The sequence below is a fragment of the Pseudomonas sp. P39-UII1 genome, from assembly GCF_039672635.1.
Taxonomy (GTDB): Bacteria; Pseudomonadota; Gammaproteobacteria; order Pseudomonadales; family Pseudomonadaceae; genus Aquipseudomonas.
On sequence record NZ_JBDFPP010000003.1, the window covers coordinates 288,692 to 310,330 of the forward strand.

Below are 21,639 nucleotides of genomic sequence, written 5' to 3' on the forward strand. Positions count from 1 at the left end.
TCATACACTTAGCGATGACTTCGGGTATTGCGTTGAAAAACTGCTAACAAGTTATCCACAGAACGTCAGGCAATCTGCTCGTGGGGTTTTTCATCCACCGGTGGCAGCGAGCCCATCGCCCGTTGGGTCGCTTCATTCCAGGCAGCCGCGCGGTCATTGAGCTCGGCAATGGCACGCGGGCCGGTGCCATTGGCGTACATCGGCGCGCCGATCACCACCTCGATGGTACCTGCGCGTTTGCCCCAACCCGTCTTCGGCCAGAACTTGCCAGCGTTGTGCGCGATCGGCAGCACCGGCAGCCCGGCGTTCACCGCCAGTGCGGTACCCCCGCGGGAGAACTTGCCCACCGTACCGAACGGCACCCGCGTACCTTCCGGGAAGATCAGCACCCATACCTTTTGCTTGAGCAGCTCATCACCCTTGCTGGCCACATGGCGCAGCGCTTCCTTGGGGTTGTCGCGGTCAATCGCGATCGGCCGCAGCATGGCCATTGCCCAGCCGAAGAACGGTACGTACAGCAGCTCGCGCTTGAGCACCTGGCTCAGCGGCGAAAAGTACTGGGAAAGGAAGAAGGTCTCCCAGGTGCTCTGGTGGTTGGACAGGATCACGCATGGCTCACTCGGCACATTCTCGGCGCCGGTGATCTTGTAATCGATGCCAAGGATGGTGCGGGTCAAAAACAGCGCGCAGCGACACCAGTACACGTTGATGAACTTGTAACGCTTGGGGAACGACAAGAATGGCGCGATAAAAAAGCTCAGCGAGCACCACAGCAGCGAACTGGTGCCCAGCAGCAGGTAAAAAAGAAAGATTCTGATCGCCTGCAGGATCGACATAGTGGCATGTACCATTGCGGGGCTCGCCCGCCTGAGAAAAATGCGCCCTGGGGCGCATCGTTTAAATTAGTTCTCTGGCGATAGCTGCCAGATCGTCGAAAATCAGTGTAGTTTCAGCGACGCCTTTTTCCAGGGTTCGCTCGCCCTTGCCGGTTTTCACCAACACGGGTTTTGCACCGACGGCCAGGGCGGCCTCCAGGTCACCTTTGCTGTCGCCGACGAACCATACGCCGTGCAGGTCGGCGTGGTAGTGGTCGGCGATTGCCCGCAGCATGCCTGGCTTGGGCTTGCGGCATTCGCAGCCCTCGTCCGGCCCATGCGGGCAATACACGATATGGCCGACTTCGCCGCCCTGCTCGGCCACTAGCGTGCGCAGGCGCGCATGCATGGCCTCGAGGGTTGCCAGCGAATAGTAGCCACGGGCAATGCCGGACTGGTTGGTGGCCACGGCCACCGTCCAGCCCGCTTTGCTCAACTGCGCGATGGCCTCGACGGAACCTGGGATCGGCACCCACTCCTCCAGCGACTTGATGTAGGCGTCGGAGTCGTGGTTGATCACCCCGTCACGATCGAGAATCAGCAGTTTCAAGGCTTACCCCAGCAGCGAAATGTCGGCCACACCCAGGAACAGCCCGCGCAGGCGGCTGAGCAGGGCATAACGGTTGGCGCGCACCTTGGCGTCCTCGGCGTTGACCATCACCGCCTCGAAGAAGGCGTCGACCGGGTCACGCAAGGCAGCCAGGCGGGCCAGCGCTTCGCTGTACTGACGCGCAGCCGCCATCGGTTGCACGGCCTGGTCGGCCTGCTGGATGGCGGAGTACAGGGAGAACTCGTTGGCGTTGTCGAAGTACTTCGGCTCGACCTGTTCGGCGATAGCGCCTTCGGCCTTGCCCAGCAGGTTCGACACGCGCTTGTTCACCGCAGCCAGGGCTTCGGCTTCGGGCAGCTTGCGGAAGCCCTGCACGGCCTGCACACGCTGGTCGAAGTCCAGCGCCGAGCCCGGCTTCAGGGCACGGACCGACAGGTAGGTGGCGACGTCGATGCCTTCGTCTTCGTAACGCGCACGCAGGCGGTCGAAGATGAACTCCAGCACCTGCTCGGCCAGGCCGGCAGCCTTGATCTTGGCGCCGAACTGCTTGACCGCGAACTCGACCGCACCGGTCAGGTCCAGGTCCAGCTGCTTCTCGATCAGGATGCGCAGCACGCCCAGGGCGGCACGGCGCAGGGCGTACGGGTCTTTGCTGCCGGTGGGCAGCATGCCGATGCCGAAGATGCCGACCAGGGTGTCGAGCTTGTCGGCGATGGCCACGGCAGCACCGGTAAGGGTCTGCGGCAGCTCGGCGCCAGCACCGCGCGGCATGTACTGCTCGTTCAGGGCCAGGGCGACGTCTTGCGGCTCGCCGTCGTTGAGCGCGTAGTAGTAACCGGCAACGCCCTGCATCTCAGGGAATTCACCGACCATCTCGGTGGCCAGGTCGCATTTGCACAGCAGGCCGGCGCGGCTGGCGCGCTGGGCGTCGCCGCCGATCAGCGGGGCAATGAAGGCTGCCAGCCTGGAAACGCGCTCGGCCTTGTCGTAGACGGTACCCAGCTGTGCCTGGAACACCACGTTCTTCAGGCGCTCGTTGAAGGTTGCCAGCGGCTGCTTCTTGTCCTGCTTGAAGAAGAACTCGGCGTCGGTCAGGCGCGGGCGCACGACCTTTTCGTTACCCTGGACGATCTGCTGCGGGTCACGGCTTTCGACGTTGGCCACGGTGATGAACCGCGGCAGCAGCTTGCCTTCGCTGTCCAGCAGGCAGAAGTACTTCTGGTTGTCCTGCATGGTGGTGATCAGGGCTTCTTGCGGCACCTCGAGGAACCGCTCCTCGAACGAGCACACCAGCGGCACTGGCCACTCGACCAGGGCAGTCACCTCGTCCAGCAGCGCCGGTGGCACGATGGCGGTGCCTTCCTGCTGCATGGCCAGTTCTGCGGTGCGCTTGGCAATCAGCTCGCGGCGCTCGGCGAAGTCGGCCAGCACGTAGGCTTTGCGCAGGTCTTCGACATAGTTGGCCGGGGTGGTGATAACCACGTTTTCGGGGTGGTGGAAACGGTGGCCACGCGATTCACGGCCGGCCTGCTGCGAGAGGATGGTGCAGTCGACAACCTGGTCGCCGAGCAGCATCACCAGCCACTGGGTCGGGCGCACGAATTCTTCACGGCTGGCGGCCCAGCGCATGCGCTTGGGGATCGGCAGGTCGTTGAGCGAGTCTTCGACGATGGTCGGCAGCAGGCTGGCGGTTTCTTTACCCGGGATGTGCTGGGAGAAACGCAGCTTGGCGCCGCTCTGGTCGATTTCCGACAGCTCTACACCGCACTTTTTGGCAAAGCCCAAGGCAGCCTGGGTCGGCTCGCCGTCTTTGAAAGCCGCCTGCAGGGGCGGGCCATCGATATTGATGCTGCGGTCAGGCTGCTGCACGTCCAGCTGGCGAATCAGCACGGCCAGGCGGCGCGGCGCGGCGTAGACCTGCTTGCCGGTGTAGTTCAGGCCAGCGGCCTGCAGGCCTTTCTCGATGCCGGCCAGGAAGGCGTCGCCGAGGGTGGCCAGGGCTTTGGGTGGCAGCTCTTCGGTGCCCAGTTCTACCAGGAAATCTTGAGCACTCATTGTGCAGCCTCCAGCTTAGCCAACACTTCGTCACGCAGTTCAGGGGTGGCCATCGGGAAGCCCAGGCGTGCGCGGGCTTGCAGATAGCTTTGCGCCACGTCCCGGGCCAGGGTACGGACACGCAGGATGTAACGCTGGCGCTCGGTCACCGAGATGGCGCGGCGGGCGTCGAGCAGGTTGAAGGTGTGCGAAGCCTTCAGCACCATTTCGTAGGTCGGCAGCGGCAGGTCCAGCTTGATCAGGCGGTTGGCTTCGCTTTCGTAGAAGTCGAACAGCTCGAACAGTTTCTCGACGTTGGCGTGCTCGAAGTTGTAGGTCGACTGCTCCACTTCGTTCTGGTGGAACACGTCGCCGTAGGTGACCTTGCCGAACGGGCCGTCGGCCCAGACCAGGTCGTACACCGAGTCGACACCCTGGATGTACATGGCCAGGCGCTCCAGGCCGTAGGTGATTTCACCGGTGACCGGGTAGCACTCGATGCCGCCCACTTGCTGGAAGTAGGTGAACTGGGTGACTTCCATGCCGTTGAGCCAGATTTCCCAGCCCAGGCCCCAGGCGCCCAGGGTTGGCGATTCCCAGTTGTCTTCGACGAAACGGATATCGTGGACCAGCGGATCCAGGCCAATGGCTTTCAGCGAGCCGAGGTACAGCTCCTGGAAGTTGGCCGGGTTGGGCTTGAGCACTACCTGGAACTGGTAGTAATGCTGCAGGCGGTTGGGGTTTTCGCCATACCGCCCGTCGGCAGGGCGACGGCTTGGCTGCACGTAGGCGGCGTTCCAGGTTTCTGGGCCGACGGCGCGCAGGAACGTGGCGGTATGGAAAGTGCCGGCGCCTACTTCCATATCGTAGGGCTGAAGCACCACACAACCTTGAGCTGCCCAGTAGTTCTGCAGGGCGAGGATCAGGTCTTGGAAGGTACGCACGGCTGGCGTAGGCTGGCTCACGAAATTCACCTGTATCTGGGGATGCGGATGTAAAGAGCGGGAGTATAACCTGATTCGCCTCGCCCTCTACTCATTGGAGCCTTATGCCACGCTGCTTTTGGTGTACCGACGATCCGTTGTACCAGGCCTACCATGACCAGGAATGGGGAACGCCGCAGCGTGATCCGGCGTTGCTGTTCGAGATGCTTTTGCTCGAAGGGTTCCAGGCAGGCCTGTCATGGATCACCGTTTTGCGTAAACGCGAGCGCTATCGCGAGGTGCTGGAGGGCTTCGACCCGGTCAAACTGGCGCAGATGAGCGATGAGCGGATCGAGGAGCTGATGCTTGATGCCGGCATCATCCGCAACCGCCTCAAGCTCAATGCCGTAAGGCGCAATGCCAAGGCCTGGCTGGCTGTGGATAACCCCGCCGAGTGGCTCTGGTCGTTCGTTGGCGGCGTGCCGAAGGTCAACCACTTCAAGGGCCGCAGCGATATCCCGGCGGTTACCGACGAGGCCAGGGCGATGAGCAAGGCCCTGCAGAAGGCCGGCTTCACCTTCGTTGGCCCGACCATCTGCTACGCCTTCATGCAGGCTACCGGCATGGTCATGGACCACACCACCGATTGTGATCGCTACGCCGCCTTGCTGCGCTGAGGGGTTACAATGCGCGCCTTGCTGAAATAAGGAATTCGCCTGTGGAAAAGTTCAAGGGCGCCCTGATGGTCGGGGTGCTGCGTCTGTTTGCCAAGCTGCCCTGGGGCGCGGTGCAGCGCGTCGGCGCCGGGATCGGCTGGCTGATGTGGAAAATCCCCAACGGTTCGCGCAACGTCGTGCGGATCAACCTGGCCAAGTGCTTCCCGGAGATGGCCCCGGCCGAGCGTGAGCAACTGGTCGGCCGCGCGCTGAGAGACATCGGCAAATCCTTTGTCGAAAGTGCCTGCGCCTGGATCTGGCCGCCCCAGCGGTCGCTGGACCTGGTCAAGGAAGTGCACGGCCTGGAAGTGCTGGAGCAGGCCCTGGCGTCTGGCAAGGGCGTGGTGGGTATCACCAGCCACCTGGGTAACTGGGAAGTGCTCAACCACTTCTACTGCAACCAGTGCAAACCGATCATCTTCTACCGCCCGCCGAAGCTCAAAGCTGTGGATGATCTGCTGCGCGAACAGCGCGTGCAGATGGGTAACCGGGTGGCGCCTTCGACCAAGGAAGGCATCCTCAGCGTGATCAAGGAAGTGCGCCGGGGTGGCCAGGTGGGCATCCCCGCAGACCCCGAGCCGGCTGAATCGGCGGGTGTGTTCGTGCCCTTCCTGGGTACCCAGGCGCTCACCAGCAAGTTCGTGCCTAACATGCTGGCGGGTGGCAAGGCGGTCGGGGTTTTCCTGCATGCGCTGCGGCTGCCCGATGGCTCGGGCTTCCGGGTGATTCTGGAAGCGGCACCAGACGCCATGTACAGCACCGATGTGACCGAATCGGCGGCGGCCATGAGCAAGGTGGTCGAGCGCTATGTGCGCGAGTACCCGAGCCAGTACATGTGGAGCATGAAGCGCTTCAAGAAGCGCCCGGCTGGCGAGCCGCGCTGGTACTGAGATTGTTGGGGGCGCTTTGCGCCCCTTTCGCTGGCAAGCCAGCTCCCACCTTGACCGTGCCGGCCCGAGCTCATGCTTTCGCCTTAGACAGCCTTTGGCTTGTACAAAGCCCATGGGCTTGCTCGGCCCCTGTGGGAGCTGGCTTGCCGGCGATGGGCTGCAAAGCAGCCCCGGCAATCTCAGACCTTGTCGAGTTTCTTCAGGAACACGGTCATCTCTTTCTCGGCCTGCTTGTCGCCATGGGCCTGTGCCGCCACGATGCCGTCTTGCCAGGCCTTGCGCGCCGCTGGCAGGTCACCCTGCAACTGATGCGCCTTGCCCAGCAGTTTCCACGCTGCAGAATACTTCGGATCCTGCTCCACACACCGTGCCAGGTGCACCGCCGCCTCAACGCCGTTGCCCTCGTCCAGCCAAGCCTTGCCCAGGCCGAACCTCAGCAGCGGGTTATCCACACCCTTGGCCAGCATTTTCTCCAGCGATTCGCGCATGCCCTCTTCCCCTAGAAGAAACTCAAGCCGACGTGGAACAGCTTCTCCACATCCCGAATATGCTTTTTATCCACAACGAACAGAATCACATGGTCGCCCGATTCGATCACCGTGTCGTCGTGGGCAATCAGCACTGCTTCGTCGCGGATGATCGCGCCGATGGTGGTGCCGGGTGGCAGGGTGATGTCTTCGATGGCCTTGCCGACCACCTTGCTCGACTTCGAGTCGCCGTGTGCAACCGCCTCGATAGCCTCGGCGGCGCCGCGGCGCAGGGAGTGGACGCTGACGATATCGCCACGGCGCACATGCGCCAGCAGGGTACCGATGGTGGCCAGCTGCGGGCTGATGGCGATATCGATGTCGCCGCCTTGCACCAGGTCGACGTAGGCCGGGTTGTTGATGATGGTCATCACCTTGCGTGCACCCAGGCGCTTGGCCAGCAGCGACGACATGATGTTGGCTTCGTCATCGTTGGTCAGGGCCAGGAAGATGTCGGCATCGGCGATGTTCTCTTCGAGCATCAGGTCCTTGTCCGAGGCACTGCCCTGCAGCACCACGGTGCTTTCCAGGGTGTCGGAGAGGTGGCGGCAGCGTGCCGGGCTCATCTCGATGATCTTCACCTGGTAACGGCTTTCGATAGCCTCGGCCAGCCGTTCGCCGATCTGCCCGCCGCCGGCGATGACCACGCGCTTGTTGGTCTCGTCGATGCGCCGCAGTTCGCCCATTACGGCGCGGATGTCTTTCTTGGCGGCGATGAAGAACACTTCGTCGTCGGCCTCGATCACGGTATCCCCGCGCGGGGTAATCGGCCGGTCACGGCGGAAGATCGCCGCCACGCGGGTATCGACGTTTGGCATATGCGCACGGATCTGGCGCAGTTGCTGGCCCACCAGTGGGCCGCCGTAGTAAGCCTTGACCGCTACCAGCTGCGCCTTGCCTTCGGCAAAGTCGATCACCTGAAGCGAACCCGGGTGTTCGATCAGGCGCTTGATGTAGTTGGTCACCACCTGCTCGGGGCTGATCAGCACGTCCACCGGGATGTGGTCGTTGTGGAACAGCTCTTCACGGGTGAGGTAGGCCGACTCACGCACCCGGGCAATCTTGGTCGGGGTGTGGAACAGCGAATAGGCCACCTGGCAGGCGACCATGTTGGTCTCGTCGCTGTTGGTCACCGCCACCAGCATGTCGGCGTCGTCGGCACCGGCTTGGCGCAGCACCGTCGGCAGCGAGCCGCGGCCCTGCACGGTACGGATATCCAGGCGGTCGCCGAGGTCGCGCAGGCGGTCGCCGTCGGTGTCGACCACGGTAATGTCATTGGCTTCGCTGGCCAGGTGCTCCGCCAGCGTACCGCCCACCTGCCCTGCGCCGAGGATGATGATCTTCATCCGCTACTCCCTACCCTGTTTATTCACCCGCGCGAGGCGGCGATCTTGATCAGCTTGGCATAGTAGAAACCGTCGTGGCCGCCTTCCTGGGCCAGCAACTGGCGGCCATGCGGCTGGCGTATGCCCGCCTCGGTGGCCAGGTCCAGCTCACGGGCACCCGGGGTGCGAGCGAGGAACGCCTCGATCACTTCGGTGTTCTCGGTCGGCAGGCTGGAACAGGTGGCGTACAGCAGCATGCCGCCCACTTCCAGGGTCGGCCACAGGGCATCGAGCAGCTCGCCCTGCAGCGTGGCCAGGGCCGGAATATCGTCGGCCTGGCGGGTCAGCTTGATGTCCGGGTGGCGGCGGATCACGCCGGTGGCCGAGCACGGGGCGTCGAGCAGGATGCGCTGGAACGGTTTGCCGTCCCACCAGCTGGCGGTGTCACGGGCGTCGCAGGCGATCAGCTCGGCGTCCAGCTGCAGGCGGTCGAGGTTCTCGCGCACACGGGTCAGGCGCTTGGCTTCGAGGTCGATGGCAACCAGGTGCGCCAGGCCGGCTTCGGCTTCGAGCAGGTGGCAGGTTTTGCCGCCCGGCGCGCAGCAGGCGTCGAGCACGCGCTGGCCGGGAGCCAGTTCGAGCAGGTCGGCCGACAGCTGCGCGGCCTCGTCCTGCACACTCACCCAGCCCTCGGCGAAGCCCGGCAGGCTGCGCACGTCACAGGCCTCGCTCAGCACGATACCGTCGCGGCTGTACTGACAGGCGCTGGCGTCGATGCCGGCCTCTGCCAGCAGCGCAAGGTAGGCATCGCGGCCGTGGTGGCGGCGGTTGACCCGCAGGATCATCGGCGGGTGCGCGTTGTTGGCGGCGCAGATGGCCTCCCACTGCTCGGGCCAGAAGGCCTTCAGCGCCTTTTGCAGCCAGCGCGGGTGCGCGGTACGGACCACGGGGTCGCGCTGCATGCCGGCGAGCAATGCTTCGCCTTCGCGCTGGGCACGGCGCAGCAAGGCATTGAGCAGGCCCTTGGCCCAAGGCTTTTTCAGCTTGTCGGCGCAACCGACGGTCTCGCCGATGGCGGCATGGGCCGGGATGCGTGTGTAGAACAGCTGATAAAGGCCGACCAGCAGCAAGGCTTGCACATCGGCATCAGCTGCCTTGAACGGCTTCTGCAGCAGTTGCGCAGCGAGCAGGTCGAGGCGCGGCTGCCAGCGGGCGGTGCCGAAGGCCAAGTCCTGAGTCAGGCCACGGTCGCGTTCATCGACTTTGTCCAGTTGTGCGGGCAGCGAGCTGTTCAGCGAGGCCTTGCCACTGAGTACAGCGGCCAAGGCACGGGCGGCGGCGAGGCGTGGGTTCATTGGCCGAGTACCTTGCCGGTGGCGAACTTCTCGCGGCGGCTGTTGAACAGGTCGCTGAAGGCCAGGGCCTTGCCGCCGGGCAATTGCAGGCGGGTCAGGCTGAGCGCCTGGTCACCGCAGGCGACCACCAGGCCGTCCTTGCTGGCCGACAGGATCTCACCCGGGGCACCTTTGCCTGTGGACAGGTTGGCGGCCAGCACCTTCACACTTTCGCCATCCAGGGTGCTGTGGCACACCGGCCAAGGGTTGAAGGCGCGGATCAGGCGCTCCAGCTCGACGGCCGGGCGGCTCCAGTCGATGCGCGCTTCGTCCTTGTTCAGCTTGTGAGCGTACGTTGCGAGGGTGTCGTCCTGCACTTCACCTTGCAGGCTGCCGTCGGCCAGGCCGGCGATGGCTTGAACCACGGCAGGCGGGCCCATTTGGGCGAGGCGGTCATGCAGGCTGCCGCCGGTGTCTTCGGCGCTGATGGGCGTCACTACCTTGAGCAGCATCGGCCCGGTGTCCAGGCCGGCTTCCATGCGCATCACGGTCACGCCGCTCTCGGCATCGCCGGCTTCCACGGCGCGCTGGATCGGCGCAGCACCGCGCCAGCGTGGCAGCAGCGAGGCGTGGCTGTTGATGCAGCCCAGGCGTGGGATGTCCAGCACCGCCTGCGGCAGGATCAGGCCATAGGCGACCACCACCATCAGGTCTGGCTTCAGTGCCGCGAGTTCGGCCTGGGCATCTGCGTTGCGCAGGGTTGGCGGCTGGAACACCGGGATGTCATGGGCCACGGCCAGCGCCTTGACCGCGCTTGGCATCAGCTTCTGGCCACGCCCCGCGGGGCGGTCGGGCTGGGTGTAGACCGCGACGATCTGGTAAGGGCTGTCGAGCAGGGCCTTGAGGTGTTCGGCGGCAAACTCTGGAGTGCCTGCAAAGACGATGCGCATGGAGTTCTCGCTTCAAAAAAGAAAAAGGCTTGCCGGAGCAAGCCTTCTGGAAGGTGGGGATCAGGCTTGCTGGCGGTGCTGCTTTTCCAGCTTCTTCTTGATCCGGTCGCGTTTGAGCTGCGACAGGTAGTCGACGAACAGCTTGCCGTTGAGGTGATCGAATTCGTGCTGCACGCACACGGCCAGCAGGCCTTCGGCTTCCAGTTCGTAGTGCTTGCCGTCACGGTCCTGGGCCTTGACGCGCACCCGCAGTGGGCGGTCGACGTTTTCGTAGAAGCCAGGTACCGACAGGCAGCCTTCCTGGTACTGGCCCATGTCGTGGGTCAGCTCTTCGACGGTCGGGTTGATGAAGACGCGCGGCTCGCTGCGGTCTTCGCTCAGGTCCATCACCACGACCTGCAGGTGGACGTTGACCTGCGTGGCAGCCAGGCCGATGCCGGGCGCTTCGTACATGGTTTCAAACATGTCGTCGATCAGCTGGCGCAGGGCGTCGTCAAACTCCGTCACCGGTTTGGCAATGGTGCGCAGGCGCGGGTCTGGGAATTCGAGAATGTTCAAGATGGCCATAAGGTCAGGCAGTCACTGTGCGTTCGGTTGAAAACTGAGCACACATAATAAAGGGAATCGGCGATTTCGGCACCTGGCAAGCTCGTCTAGGGTGTCTATGGGCTTGATAGCGTCCACTTAATGGACAGCTTTTCAAAGTGTTACCCACAAGGTTATCCACAGGTTGTGCCACGTAAATGGCCCTGTTTCGATCAAGGACGATCACCATGCCGACCCACCATTCGTCGCTCTGCCCGCCTGCCGAACTGGAGGCCCGATTACGCCTGCACCGCCTTCCCGAGACAGGCTTGCGTCGTTTTCACACCTTGCTGGAAGCCTTTGGCAGCGCCTCTTCGGCGCTCAGTGCTCCCGCCGGGGCGTGGCGTGCGCTGGGCATTGCCCAAGCCACAATCGACGCCCGCCGCAGCCCAGAAGTTCGCGATGGGGCCTTGGCTGCAATGGCCTGGCTAGAGCAGCCGGGCCAGCATTTACTGATGTGGGACAGCCCTGGCTACCCTGCGCTGCTGGCTGAAATCGACGATGCGCCGCCCCTGCTTTTCGTCGCAGGCGACCCCACGTTGCTCGACCGACCGCAGCTTGCGATCGTGGGCAGCAGGCGTGCTTCACCACCGGCAATCGACACGGCCCGCGCCTTTTCTCGTTACTTGGCCCAAGCCGGTTTCACCATCACCAGCGGGCTTGCCCTGGGCATCGACGGTGCCGCCCATCGGGCTGCTTTGCAAGCTGGAGGCGGCACCATTGGCGTGCTCGGCACGGGGTTGCAAAAACTTTATCCACAACGCCACCGGGAGCTTGCCAAGTCGATAATCGACAGCGGCAGCGCGCTGGTTTCCGAGTACCCGCTGGACGCCGGGCCGCTGCCCGGTAACTTCCCACGGCGCAACCGCATCATCAGCGGCCTGTCGCTGGGTGTGCTGGTGGTCGAGGCTAGCCTGGCCAGCGGTTCTTTGATAACAGCGCGCCTGGCTGCGGGACAGGGGCGGGAGGTTTATGCCGTCCCAGGCTCCATTCACCACCCCGGTGCCAAGGGTTGCCACCAGCTGATCCGTGACGGCGCGCTGTTGGTGGAAAGCGTGCAACAGATTCTAGAGAGCCTGCAGGGTTGGCAGAACCTGCCGCCCGCTGTGGCGGATAAACCCAACCACCCGTTGCTGGCCTTGCTGCATGCCGCACCGCAGACCAGCGAGGCGCTGGCGCTGTGCAGCGAGCAGCCTCTGGCGCAGGTATTGGCACAACTGACCGAACTGGAGCTCGAAGGCCGAGTAACGAATGAAGCTGGACGTTGGTTTGCCCGCGTGGGCTAAGTAAACTGCGCCCATGGCTTAAATGCGGAGAATACAAATGGTGAGCAGTTGGCGTGTGCAACAAGCCGCACGTGAGATCCGGGCTGGCGCAGTGATCGCCTACCCGACGGAAGCGGTCTGGGGCCTGGGCTGCGACCCGTGGAACGAGGACGCGGTGTATCGCCTGCTGGCGCTGAAGTCACGGCCTGTGGATAAAGGGCTGATTCTGGTCGCCGACAACATCCGCCAGTTCGACTTCCTGTTCGAGGATTTCCCCGAAGACTGGATCGACCGCATGGGCAGTACCTGGCCGGGCCCGAACACCTGGCTGGTGCCGCACCAGGACCTGTTGCCCGAGTGGGTGACCGGGGTGCATGACACGGTGGCGCTGCGGGTCAGTGACCACCCGGTGGTGCGTGAACTGTGCGCGCTGGTGGGGCCGCTGATTTCCACCTCGTGCAACCCCGGCGGGCGCCCGGCGGCGAAGACCCGGTTGCGGGTTGAGCAGTACTTCCACGGCCAGCTGGACCTGGTGCTTGGCGGGGCGCTGGGGGGCCGGAAAAACCCGAGTGTGATTCGCAACCTGGCAACCGGCGAGGTTGTGCGCCCGGGCTGATACCGCTGGCGAGGGCTTCGCCCTCGATCGCCGGCAAGCCAGCTCCTACAGGTACTGCACATGGCTCGAAGCCGGTGCGGTCGGTGTAGGAGCTGGCTTGCCGGCGATTGGGCCGCAAACCCCTGCAGATTTTTCTGATTCTGTCTCGAATGGTTGTCCGGTTTGAGGATTGGAGAATATCCTACGAGCCGCGTCCCCTGCCATCACCTGTTCAGTAGGAACCAGTGCCTTTAGGCTCAATCCGTCGCCGAATACCTTGGCGATCGGGTGTGGTAGCCCGGATGCATTTTTTCCATGACAGTCTATGGCGGCTGTGCGTGGGAGGCTTTCGAGCCTGCCTGGATTGGAAAATGCCCGGGTCTACCACCTCGCGTACAGTCGCCACCCATTCACGTGGTAGTGATGGTTGGCGGCCTTGACGAGCATTTTCCAATGATGAAGAAAATAGTCCCCGATCCACCCCTACCCTGCACCTCCACCCGCCCCTTCGGCCGCTGCGACGCCGGCCACGACCCTCTCTTCACCGTCAACCCGAACATTCCCGCCGAGGACGCTCTGGTCCACGTAGCCCTGTACCTGCGCAGTGCCTACGAAACCGGCTACAAAGCCCTGGACTACATGCGCGAAGAAGGCCGTGGCATGTTCTGGTCGAACCTCCATGCGATTGAAATGGCAGAGGGTGTGATTGAGGCGATACTCGATGGCATTGAGTCGACCCGTCCACCGACAAACCGGCCCTCACAGGCATAGCGCAGCCATCGAAGCCGACGCAATACCTGTAGGAGCGGGCTTGCCCGCGAACACCGGCAGAGCCGGTGCCATCCACCGAGGTGGCTTCTTCACGGGTAAACCCGCGCCCACACGGAACGTGTGTGGCTCACGGAGTGAGTACAGTCGACCCTACAGTCCGCCGCGCCGACAGCTGCGCCTGTGCCTTGGCCGCTTCACTCAACGGATACCGCTGCTGGATATCCACAACCAGCTTGCCACTCGCAATCATCGCAAACAGGTCATCGGCCATGGCCTGGGTGTTCTCGGCATTATTCGCATAGGTCGCCAAGGTTGGCCGGGTGACGTACAGCGACCCCTTCTGCGCCAGGATCCCCAGGTTCACCCCGCTGACCGCGCCGGACGCATTGCCAAAGCTCACCATCAACCCGCGTGGCTGCAGGCAGTCCAGCGAGGTCAGCCAGGTATCGGCGCCTACCCCGTCATACACCACCGGGCATTTTTTGCCGTCGGTCAGCTCCAGTACACGCTTGGCCACGTCTTCGTGGCTGTAGTCGATGGTCGCCCAAGCCCCCAGCGCCTTGGCCCGTTCCGCCTTCTCGGCAGAACTCACGGTGCCGATCAGCTTGGCGCCCAGCGCCTTGGCCCACTGGCAGGCCAGCGAGCCCACACCGCCGGCTGCAGCATGGAACAGAATCACATCGCCCGCCTTCACCTCATAGGTCTGCTTCAGCAGGTACTGAACGGTCAAACCCTTGAGCATCACCGCAGCCGCCTGCTCGAAGCTGATGTTGTCGGGCAGCTTGACCAGGTTGGCCTCCGGCAACGTGTGCAGCTCGCTGTAGGCACCCAGCGGGCCGCCGCCATAGGCCACGCGGTCGCCCACTTTCAGGCGGGTGACGCCCTCACCCACCGCATCGACCACGCCGGCGCCCTCGGTGCCCAGGCCCGACGGCAGCGCAGGCGGGGCATACAGCCCGCTGCGGAAATAGGTGTCGATGAAGTTCAAGCCGATCGCATGATTACGTACGCGCACTTGCTGCGGCCCCGGCGGTGCCGGGTCGAACTCTACAAGCTGCAGCACTTCGGGGCCGCCATGCTGGCTGAACTGGATACGCTTGGCCATCTCGCACTCCTGTTGTCGGGATCGGAAAAGGCCTTCTATCGGACGCCTTTGCTTGATCGCCGTCAACTGCGGCGCGCAGGTTTGCGGTGGTATGCTACGCGGCGAATTCTTCCCTGCCCGTTCCTGGTGACCCGATGACTAGCCGCACCGAGGCCGTGAAAGCCTACCTGCTCGACCTGCAAGACCGCATCTGTTCTGCCCTCGAAACCGAGGACGGTGGCGCCCGCTTCGTCGAGGATGCCTGGGTGCGCGAAGCCGGTGGCGGGGGCCGCACGCGAGTGATTGGCGACGGCAAGGTGATCGAAAAAGGCGGGGTCAACTTCTCCCATGTGTTCGGCTCTGGCCTGCCACCGTCGGCCAGTGCACACCGGCCCGAGCTGGCGGGCCGAGGGTTCGAGGCATTGGGCGTTTCGCTGGTGATTCACCCGCACAACCCGCACGTGCCGACGTCCCACGCCAACGTGCGCTTCTTCATTGCCGAGAAAGAAGGCGAAGAGGCGGTGTGGTGGTTCGGCGGCGGTTTCGACCTGACCCCGTACTACGGCAACGAAGAAGACTGCATTCACTGGCACCGCGTGGCCGAGCAGGCCTGTGCGCCCTTTGGCGCAGACGTATACCCCCGCTACAAAGCCTGGTGCGATCGCTATTTCCACATCAAGCACCGTGGCGAGCCACGAGGCATCGGCGGGCTGTTCTTCGATGACTTGAACGAGTGGGATTTCGATACCTGCTTCGCGTTCATTCGCGCCATCGGCGATGCTTTCGTCGACGCCTACCTGCCGATCGTCCAGCGCCGCAAGGGCATGCCTTACACCGCCGAGCAGCGCGAATTCCAGGAGTTCCGCCGCGGCCGCTACGTGGAGTTCAACCTGGTCTACGACCGGGGCACCCTGTTCGGGCTGCAGTCCGGCGGCCGCACCGAGTCCATCCTGATGTCGCTGCCACCGCAAGTGCGCTGGGGTTACGATTGGAAGGCCGTGCCCGGCAGCGAAGAAGCCCGCCTGACCGAGTACTACTTGCAGGACCGCGACTGGCTCGGCCAGTAAGCTTGTGGATAACCGAGGAGCCCCCATGGACCAGTACGTCGTGTTTGGTAACCCCATCGGCCACAGCAAGTCGCCGCTGATTCACCGGCTGTTCGCCGAACAGACCGGACAGGATCTGGAATACAGCACGCTGCTGGCGCCGCTGGACGAATTCAGCGACTGCGCCCGCGGCTTCTTCAAGCAAGGTAGCGGCGCCAACGTGACCGTGCCATTCAAGGAAGAGGCCTACCGCCTGTGCGACAGCCTCACCCCACGGGCCCAGCGCGCGGGTGCGGTGAACACTTTGAGCAGGCTGGCCGACGGCACGTTGCGGGGTGATAACACCGATGGTGCTGGCTTGGTGCGTGACCTGACGGTGAATGCCGGGGTGGTGCTGGCCGGCAAGCGCATTCTCATCCTGGGCGCCGGTGGCGCGGTGCGTGGCGTGCTGGAGCCGATCCTGGCACACGACCCGCAGTCACTGGTGATTGCCAACCGCACCCTGGAAAAGGCCGAGCAGCTGGCACGTGAGTTCGATGAGATGGGGCCTGTCGTTGCCAGCGGTTTTGCCTGGCTGCAGGAGCCGGTGGATGTGATCATCAACGCCACGTCGGCCAGCCTGTCCGGCGAGCTGCCGCCGATTGCCGACAGCCTGGTCGAGGCTGGGCGGACCGTGTGCTACGACATGATGTATGGCAAGCAGCCCACGCCGTTCTGCCAGTGGGCCAGCAAGCTGGGCGCGGCAAAGGTGCTGGATGGGCTGGGCATGCTGGCTGAGCAGGCGGCTGAAGCGTTCTTCATCTGGCGTGGGGTGCGGCCGGATACGGCGCCGGTGTTGGCAGAGTTGCGCCGGCAGCTGGCGCGGGGCTGAGATTGCTGGGGCCGCTTTGCGGCCCATCGCCGGCAAGCCAGCTCCTACACCTACAGCGCCGGCCTTAGGCCTTGTGATACCTCTGTGGGAGCCGGCTTGCCGGCGATGGGCTGCAAAGCAGCCCCAATGCTCATTCCGCAAATTGGATCGGGCAAAGCTCCACCCCTTCCAGCTTCTGCAATTCTTCGACCACCTGCGGCCTGGCGCGCAGCAAGGTCAAACTCCCGCCCGCCCGCCGCAACCGCCGCGCTTCGCGGTGCAACATATCCACACCCGAATAATCGATGAAGTTCACCTGCCGCGCGTCGATTACCACATCCGGCCCTTGGCAGCGTTGCAAGCGCACCTGCAGGTAATGCGCTGCGCCGAAGAAGATCGACCCACCCACCCGCAGTACATCGGCCTGCCCTTCGCGGCTGTGCTGCACCCGTGGTCGTGAAGTGCGCTTTAGGTAGAAGAACAACGAAGCCAGCACGCCGGCGTAAATCGCGGTCTGCAGTTCCAGCAGCAAGGTTGCGGCGGCGGTCAGGGCCATGACCAGAAATTCCGAGCGGCTGACCCGGAACAGTGCCCGTATGGCCCGGTGGTCCACCAACCCCCAACAGATCAGCAAAATGCTGCCCGCCATGGCCGGGATCGGCAAGTGGGCGATCAAGCCCGCGCCTGCGACCGCAAACAGCGCGACCCACAGCGCCGAGAACACCCCCGCCATAGGGGAGCGGGCGCCTGCGTCGTAGCTCAGGCCCGAGCGGGTGAATGAGCCGGATGACAGGTAACCGGAGAACCATGCGCCGACGATGTTCGACAGGCCCTGGGCGCGGATCTCCTGGTCGGCGTCGATCAGCTGTTCGGAGCGCGAAGACAGCGACCTGGCGATCGACAGGCTGGTCACCAGGCCGAGCATGCCCACGGCTACCGCCGTCGGCAGCAGCCGCAACATCAGCTCAAGGTCCAGCAGCGGCAGGGGGCTCAGGGGCGGCAACTGGCCGGTGAAGGCCGGTACCCTCGGCACGTGGCCAAACAACCCTGGCAGCAACCAGGCCAGCAGGCTGACCAGGATCAGGCTGATCAACAGGCTCGGCCAGCGCGGCCGCCAGAGTTTGAAGCCCACGCCGACCAGCACTGTGGCCAGGCCCAGCATCAGCGAGGGCACGTCGACCTCACCGGCGTGGCTGGCCAGGTCCTGGACGGTTTTCAAGGCCGTGGCCTGGCTCGGCAGGTCCATGCCCAGCAGGTTGGGCAATTGCCCGAGGGCGATGACGATGGCGGCGCCCAGGGTGAAGCCGAGCACCACCGAGTGGGAAACAAAATTGACCAGCGCACCGAACCGCAGCAGCCCGAGCACCAGCTGAAAGATGCCAGCAATGAACGTCAGCAGCAGGACCAGGGTGACGTAGTCGGCGCTGCCGGGCACCGCCAGGGGGCTGACGCTGGCGTACAGGACGATGGAGATGGCCGCAGTCGGGCCGCAGATCAGGTGCCAGGACGAGCCCCACAGGCAGGCGATAAGCACCGGAACAATGGCGGCGAACAGGCCGTATTCTGCGGGCAGGCCGGCAATCAGGGCGTAGGCGATGGATTGCGGCAAGGCCAGGATTGCACCGCTCAGGCCTACCAGCAGGTCCTGACGCAGGCTGCGGCCCGATTGATGGGGCAGCCAGGCGAGGAAGGGCAGCAGGTGGCTCAGGCGGTGCATGGGCTGTTTTGAACTCCGATTAAAGTTTCGCTTTGACGGCCTCTTTGGCATCGCCACCGTCTTTGCTGGTGACGCCTGCCAACCAACCCTCCAAGAGCTCCGGATGCGCCTTGACCCAAGCCTTGGCAGCTTGATCGAAGGTGGTCTTCTTATCCACAACCTCGGCCATGATGCTGTTCTCCATATCGAGCGAGAACTTCAGGTTGCTCAGCAGTTTCGCCGCATTCGGGCAAGCCTGTGGATATCCTTTGCGGGTCAGCGTATAGACATCACCTTTGCTGCCAAACCACTTCTCCCCGCCCGTCAGGTAGTGCATCTTCAACTTCACGTTCATCGGGTGCGGCGTCCAGCCGAGGAAGGTGATGAACTGGTTTTTCTTCACCGCCCGGTCCACCTGCGCCAGCATTGCCTGCTCACTCGATTCGACCAGCTTCCACTGGCCGAGGTCGAATTCGTTCTTGTCGATGATCTCCTTCAGCGATAGGTTGGCGGGCGCGCCAGAGCCAATCCCGTACAGTTTCTTGTCGAACTGGTCGGCGTGCTTCTGCAGGTCGGCAAAGTCCTTCACGCCGGCATTCCACACATAATCGGGGACCGCCAGGGTGAACTCGGTGCCTTCCAGGTTGCGCGCCAGCTGCTGCACGTCGCCATTGGCGATGAACTTGTCATGAAAGCCCTGCTGCGCGGGCATCCAGTTGCCGAGGAAAGCATCGACTTTGCCGTCCTTGAGGCCGCCATAGATGATCGGCACCGCCAGGCTGTCGATCTTCACCTGGTAGCCCAGGCTTTCCAGAAGCAGGCGGGCGATGGCGTTGGTAGTTGCGATGTCGCTCCAGCCGGGGTCGGCCATTTTCACGGTGCTGCATTGCGCGTCGTCGGCTTGGGCTGTGGCGGCGCCCAGGCTCAGGGCTACTGCGAACACGGCGGTGGAGAACTTCTGCATGGCGGCCTCTCTGTCTCAATCCATGGGGGCGGGCTGTGGATAACGTGCCTTGCGCTCGAGGTCGTCGAGATCGATGTGGTTACGCATGTACTGTTGGCTGGCGTCCACCAGCGGTTGGTGGTCCCAGCTTTTCAGCTTGCCGATGGCCAGTGCCTCGGCCACCAGGCGGCGGCGCCGCTGGCTGGCCAGTACCTGTTGCCGCAGGCTGGGGATATCCCAACGCTGGCGTGCTTCATCGACAAATGCCTGCAGCAGCGCCTGATGGTCCGGGCTGCTGGTGAGGTTCTCCCGCTCGTGCGGGTCGCGGCTCAAGTCATAGAGTAAACAGGGGTCGTCCTCGCTGTACACGAACTTGTACGCGCCACGGCGGATCATCATCAACGGGCCGACCGTGCCTTCGGCCATGTATTCGCCAATCACTTCGTCGTGGCCGCCCTGCCCTTGCAAGTGGCCGAGCAGCGATTTGCCATCCAGGGCCAGGCTTTTATCCACAGCCCCGCCGGCCAAGTCCACCAAGGTCGGCAGCAAGTCGCAGGTCGATACCGAGGCGCCGACTCGCCCTGCGCTAAAGCGCTGGGGCGCGTGAACCAGCAGCGGCACCCGCGCCGACATCTCGAACCAGTGCATTTTGTACCAGAGCCCGCGCTCGCCAAGCATGTCGCCGTGGTCGCCAGAAAACACGATCACGGTGTCCTCGGCCAGGTTGCATTCTTCGAGGGTTTGCAGCAGCTGGCCGATGTTGTCATCGATATAGCTGCAGGCACCGAAGTAGGCGCGGCGGGCGTCGCGAATCTTTTCCACAGGCAAGGGCTTGTCCCACAGGTCGTAGACCTTGAGCAGGCGCTGCGAATGCGGGTCCAGCTCATGCTGGCTGAACTCGGCACGTGGCATGGGGATATCCACACCCTCGTAGCGGTCCCAGTAGCGTTTCGCAATGGTGTACGGGTCATGGGGGTGGGTCATCGATACGGTCAGGCAAAACGGCCGGCCATCGTTCTCGCGCACATGGTCATAGAGGTACTGGCGGGCCTTGAACACCACTTCGTCGTCGAAATCCAGCTGGTTGGTACGCACACAGGGGCCTGCCTGCAGGACGGACGACATGTTGTGGTACCAGCTCGGGCGCTCGTCGGGGGCATCCCAGTTCACTGCCCAGCCGTAATCGGCGGGGTAGATATCGCTGGTCAGGCGTTCTTCGTAACCGTGCAACTGGTCCGGGCCGCAGAAATGCATCTTGCCCGACAAGGCCGTGCGGTAGCCGAGCCGGCGCAGGTAGTGGGCGTAGGTCGGCACGTCGGCAGGCAAGTCGGCGGCGTTATCAAAGGCGCCGATGCGGCTGGGTAGCTGGCCGCTGACCAGGGTGAAGCGCGACGGTGCGCACAGGGGGCTGTTGCAGTAGGCCGAATCGAAAACCACCGCCTGTTCGGCCAGGCGGCTCAGGTGCGGCATCTGGATTGGCGAAGGGCCGTAGATCGGCAGCAAGGGTGCGGCCATCTGGTCGGCCATGATGAACAGGATATTCGGGCGCGTCATGATCGGCTTCCATCGTTCAAGGTTATGCGAACTGCTTGCCTACCAAGATGCGACTGTGAGTAACATGGGTAAAGCCCATGGCGGGCAATGACTGGGATTAGCTGAGCTTATGTTTGACCACCTCGCCGAGTTGTCGCTCGATGCCCTGCGTGTGTTCGAGGCCGCTGCGCGCTTGCGCGGCTTCACTGCCGCAGCGCTGGAGCTGGGCACCACCCAGCCGGCGGTGAGCCAGCAGGTCAAACGGCTGGAAGCCCAGCTGGGCACGCGGCTGTTCGATCGCATCTATCGCGGTATCGCGCTGACCGATGCTGGCCAGCTGTTGTTCGCGCAGGTCCATCAGGGCCTGCAGGCCATGGATGATGGCATCGCCCAAGCCAGCGGGCGCGGCCAGCGCGAGGTGCTGCAGGTGGCTACCGACTTTGCCTTTGCAGCGTTCTGGCTGATGCCGCGGCTGCAGCGTTTTCACGAGGCTTATCCACAGGTGGACGTGAGCCTGGTGACAGGTGAGCGCAGCCAGGCAATGCTGCGGCCGGATATCGATGTGGCGGTGCTGTTTGGCGATGGGCGGTTTCATCAGGGGGAAAGCCGCTGGTTGTTCGATGAAGAGGTTTTCCCGGTTTGCAGCCCTCGGTTGATTCATGGCAAACCCATGTCAGCCGTGGCTTTGCAACGATTGCCCCTGCTTCATTTGCGCGGCGAACAGGCCAGCGGATGGTTCGACTGGGCGGGTGTGTTTCGTGGTTTTGGCGTCGCCACCCCGCCGCCGCCTGGTCAGTTGCGTTTTGATAACTACACCTTGCTGATACAGGCGGCGATTGCCGGGCAAGGGGTGGCGATCGGCTGGGGGCATCTGGTCGATGGGCTGGTCGAGCAAGGGTTGTTGTGCCGGCCGCTGGAGGGGAGTTTGCGCTCGGCGCGTGGGTATTACGTGGTGCTGCCGCCGCGCAAGCGGCGCGGGGCGTTGATCGAGCGGTTCGTGGATTGGCTGGAGGATGAGCGTAGTCAGTGATTGCGGCTGCTGTGCAGCCGATCGCCGGCAAGCCGGCTCCCACAGGTTCACCGCAGGTCGCGGGCCTGGCGCAATCCCTGTAGGAGCTGGCTTGCCGGCGATGGGCCGCAAAGCGGC

Annotated in this window: 21 protein-coding genes; 8 read left to right on the forward strand and 13 right to left on the reverse strand. The window is 63.7% G+C overall.

The genetic code is table 11. The features are described 5' to 3' along the window. Positions 1 to 65: 65 nt before the first annotated feature. The 4 genes from ABEH27_RS06505 to glyQ are packed head-to-tail and all read right to left on the reverse strand — an operon-like array spanning position 66 to position 4,424. Positions 66 to 851, reverse strand: a complete 786-nt coding sequence (locus ABEH27_RS06505) for a lysophospholipid acyltransferase family protein (RefSeq protein ID WP_346612757.1) — start codon at positions 849 to 851, stop codon at positions 66 to 68. A gap of 46 nt (positions 852 to 897) precedes the next feature. Next, positions 898 to 1,425: a D-glycero-beta-D-manno-heptose 1,7-bisphosphate 7-phosphatase gene (gmhB, locus tag ABEH27_RS06510; protein ID WP_346612758.1), complete on the reverse strand. Its 528-nt coding sequence runs from the start codon at positions 1,423 to 1,425 to the stop codon at positions 898 to 900. Between the two features lie 3 nt (positions 1,426 to 1,428). After that, on the reverse strand, positions 1,429 to 3,480 hold the full coding sequence (gene glyS / locus ABEH27_RS06515) for a glycine--tRNA ligase subunit beta (protein WP_346612759.1): 2,052 nt from the start codon (positions 3,478 to 3,480) through the stop codon (positions 1,429 to 1,431). Then, positions 3,477 to 4,424 carry a glycine--tRNA ligase subunit alpha gene (gene glyQ / locus ABEH27_RS06520; RefSeq protein ID WP_012312032.1) on the reverse strand — a complete coding sequence of 316 codons (948 nt, stop codon included), beginning with the start codon at positions 4,422 to 4,424 and terminating at the stop codon, positions 3,477 to 3,479. Before glyQ ends, glyS begins: the two co-directional genes overlap by 4 nt. Before the next feature lie 83 nt (positions 4,425 to 4,507). Between glyQ and ABEH27_RS06525 the strand changes: the two genes are divergently transcribed. Next, positions 4,508 to 5,059 carry a DNA-3-methyladenine glycosylase I gene (locus ABEH27_RS06525; RefSeq protein WP_346612760.1) on the forward strand — a complete coding sequence of 184 codons (552 nt, stop codon included), beginning with the start codon at positions 4,508 to 4,510 and terminating at the stop codon, positions 5,057 to 5,059. A gap of 41 nt (positions 5,060 to 5,100) precedes the next feature. After that, positions 5,101 to 5,988 carry a lysophospholipid acyltransferase gene (locus ABEH27_RS06530; RefSeq protein WP_346612761.1) on the forward strand — a complete coding sequence of 296 codons (888 nt, stop codon included), beginning with the start codon at positions 5,101 to 5,103 and terminating at the stop codon, positions 5,986 to 5,988. Positions 5,989 to 6,167: 179 nt separating this feature from the next. On the opposite strand, the gene ABEH27_RS06535 is transcribed toward ABEH27_RS06530, so the two are convergent. Genes ABEH27_RS06535 through def form a run of 5 tightly spaced genes read right to left on the reverse strand, consistent with a single transcriptional unit; the run spans position 6,168 to position 10,691 of the window. After that, on the reverse strand, positions 6,168 to 6,476 hold the full coding sequence (locus tag ABEH27_RS06535; RefSeq protein ID WP_346612762.1) for a tetratricopeptide repeat protein: 309 nt from the start codon (positions 6,474 to 6,476) through the stop codon (positions 6,168 to 6,170). A gap of 11 nt (positions 6,477 to 6,487) precedes the next feature. Then, the gene (gene trkA, locus ABEH27_RS06540; protein ID WP_346612763.1) at positions 6,488 to 7,861 is read right to left on the reverse strand and encodes a Trk system potassium transporter TrkA; all 1,374 of its coding nucleotides are present in this window, start codon (positions 7,859 to 7,861) and stop codon (positions 6,488 to 6,490) included. Between the two features lie 23 nt (positions 7,862 to 7,884). Continuing rightward, a complete protein-coding gene (gene rsmB / locus ABEH27_RS06545; RefSeq protein ID WP_346612764.1) occupies positions 7,885 to 9,195 on the reverse strand; it encodes a 16S rRNA (cytosine(967)-C(5))-methyltransferase RsmB in 1,311 nt (436 codons plus the stop codon). Further along, positions 9,192 to 10,124 (reverse strand): methionyl-tRNA formyltransferase, encoded by a 933-nt coding sequence (gene fmt / locus ABEH27_RS06550; protein WP_346612765.1) that lies wholly within the window; start codon positions 10,122 to 10,124, stop codon positions 9,192 to 9,194. The genes rsmB and fmt overlap by 4 nt, the downstream gene beginning before the upstream one ends. A 60-nt stretch (positions 10,125 to 10,184) precedes the next feature. Then, positions 10,185 to 10,691, reverse strand: coding sequence for a peptide deformylase (gene def, locus ABEH27_RS06555; protein ID WP_346612766.1), 507 nt, complete (start codon positions 10,689 to 10,691; stop codon positions 10,185 to 10,187). Between the two features lie 206 nt (positions 10,692 to 10,897). Between def and dprA the strand changes: the two genes are divergently transcribed. The 3 genes from dprA to ABEH27_RS06570 all read left to right on the forward strand — a co-directional run bounded on the left by dprA (position 10,898) and on the right by ABEH27_RS06570 (position 13,340). Next, positions 10,898 to 11,995 carry a DNA-processing protein DprA gene (gene dprA, locus ABEH27_RS06560; RefSeq protein ID WP_346612767.1) on the forward strand — a complete coding sequence of 366 codons (1,098 nt, stop codon included), beginning with the start codon at positions 10,898 to 10,900 and terminating at the stop codon, positions 11,993 to 11,995. A gap of 37 nt (positions 11,996 to 12,032) precedes the next feature. Beyond that, positions 12,033 to 12,590, forward strand: coding sequence for an L-threonylcarbamoyladenylate synthase (locus tag ABEH27_RS06565; protein WP_346612768.1), 558 nt, complete (start codon positions 12,033 to 12,035; stop codon positions 12,588 to 12,590). Between the two features lie 432 nt (positions 12,591 to 13,022). Continuing rightward, positions 13,023 to 13,340, forward strand: a complete 318-nt coding sequence (locus ABEH27_RS06570; RefSeq protein WP_346612769.1) for a DUF3077 domain-containing protein — start codon at positions 13,023 to 13,025, stop codon at positions 13,338 to 13,340. Between the two features lie 127 nt (positions 13,341 to 13,467). Here the strand turns inward: ABEH27_RS06570 and ABEH27_RS06575 are convergent, their stop codons facing one another. After that, positions 13,468 to 14,445, reverse strand: a complete 978-nt coding sequence (locus ABEH27_RS06575; protein ID WP_346612770.1) for an NADPH:quinone reductase — start codon at positions 14,443 to 14,445, stop codon at positions 13,468 to 13,470. Between the two features lie 134 nt (positions 14,446 to 14,579). Between ABEH27_RS06575 and hemF the strand changes: the two genes are divergently transcribed. Further along, on the forward strand, positions 14,580 to 15,491 hold the full coding sequence (gene hemF / locus ABEH27_RS06580; RefSeq protein ID WP_346612771.1) for an oxygen-dependent coproporphyrinogen oxidase: 912 nt from the start codon (positions 14,580 to 14,582) through the stop codon (positions 15,489 to 15,491). Between the two features lie 25 nt (positions 15,492 to 15,516). Beyond that, positions 15,517 to 16,341 (forward strand): shikimate dehydrogenase, encoded by an 825-nt coding sequence (gene aroE, locus ABEH27_RS06585; protein WP_346612772.1) that lies wholly within the window; start codon positions 15,517 to 15,519, stop codon positions 16,339 to 16,341. Between the two features lie 130 nt (positions 16,342 to 16,471). On the opposite strand, the gene ABEH27_RS06590 is transcribed toward aroE, so the two are convergent. Genes ABEH27_RS06590 through betC form a run of 3 tightly spaced genes read right to left on the reverse strand, consistent with a single transcriptional unit; the run spans position 16,472 to position 20,516 of the window. After that, entirely contained in the window at positions 16,472 to 18,037 is a 1,566-nt protein-coding gene (locus ABEH27_RS06590) for a SulP family inorganic anion transporter (protein WP_346612773.1), read from the reverse strand. 19 nt (positions 18,038 to 18,056) lie between these two features. Then, positions 18,057 to 18,980: a choline ABC transporter substrate-binding protein gene (gene choX, locus ABEH27_RS06595; RefSeq protein ID WP_346612774.1), complete on the reverse strand. Its 924-nt coding sequence runs from the start codon at positions 18,978 to 18,980 to the stop codon at positions 18,057 to 18,059. Positions 18,981 to 18,995: 15 nt separating this feature from the next. Continuing rightward, positions 18,996 to 20,516: a choline-sulfatase gene (gene betC, locus ABEH27_RS06600; protein ID WP_346612861.1), complete on the reverse strand. Its 1,521-nt coding sequence runs from the start codon at positions 20,514 to 20,516 to the stop codon at positions 18,996 to 18,998. A gap of 106 nt (positions 20,517 to 20,622) precedes the next feature. Here betC and ABEH27_RS06605 point away from each other — a divergent pair, with 106 nt between their 5' ends. Further along, positions 20,623 to 21,522 (forward strand): LysR family transcriptional regulator, encoded by a 900-nt coding sequence (locus ABEH27_RS06605; protein ID WP_346612775.1) that lies wholly within the window; start codon positions 20,623 to 20,625, stop codon positions 21,520 to 21,522. Positions 21,523 to 21,639: the final 117 nt, after the last annotated feature.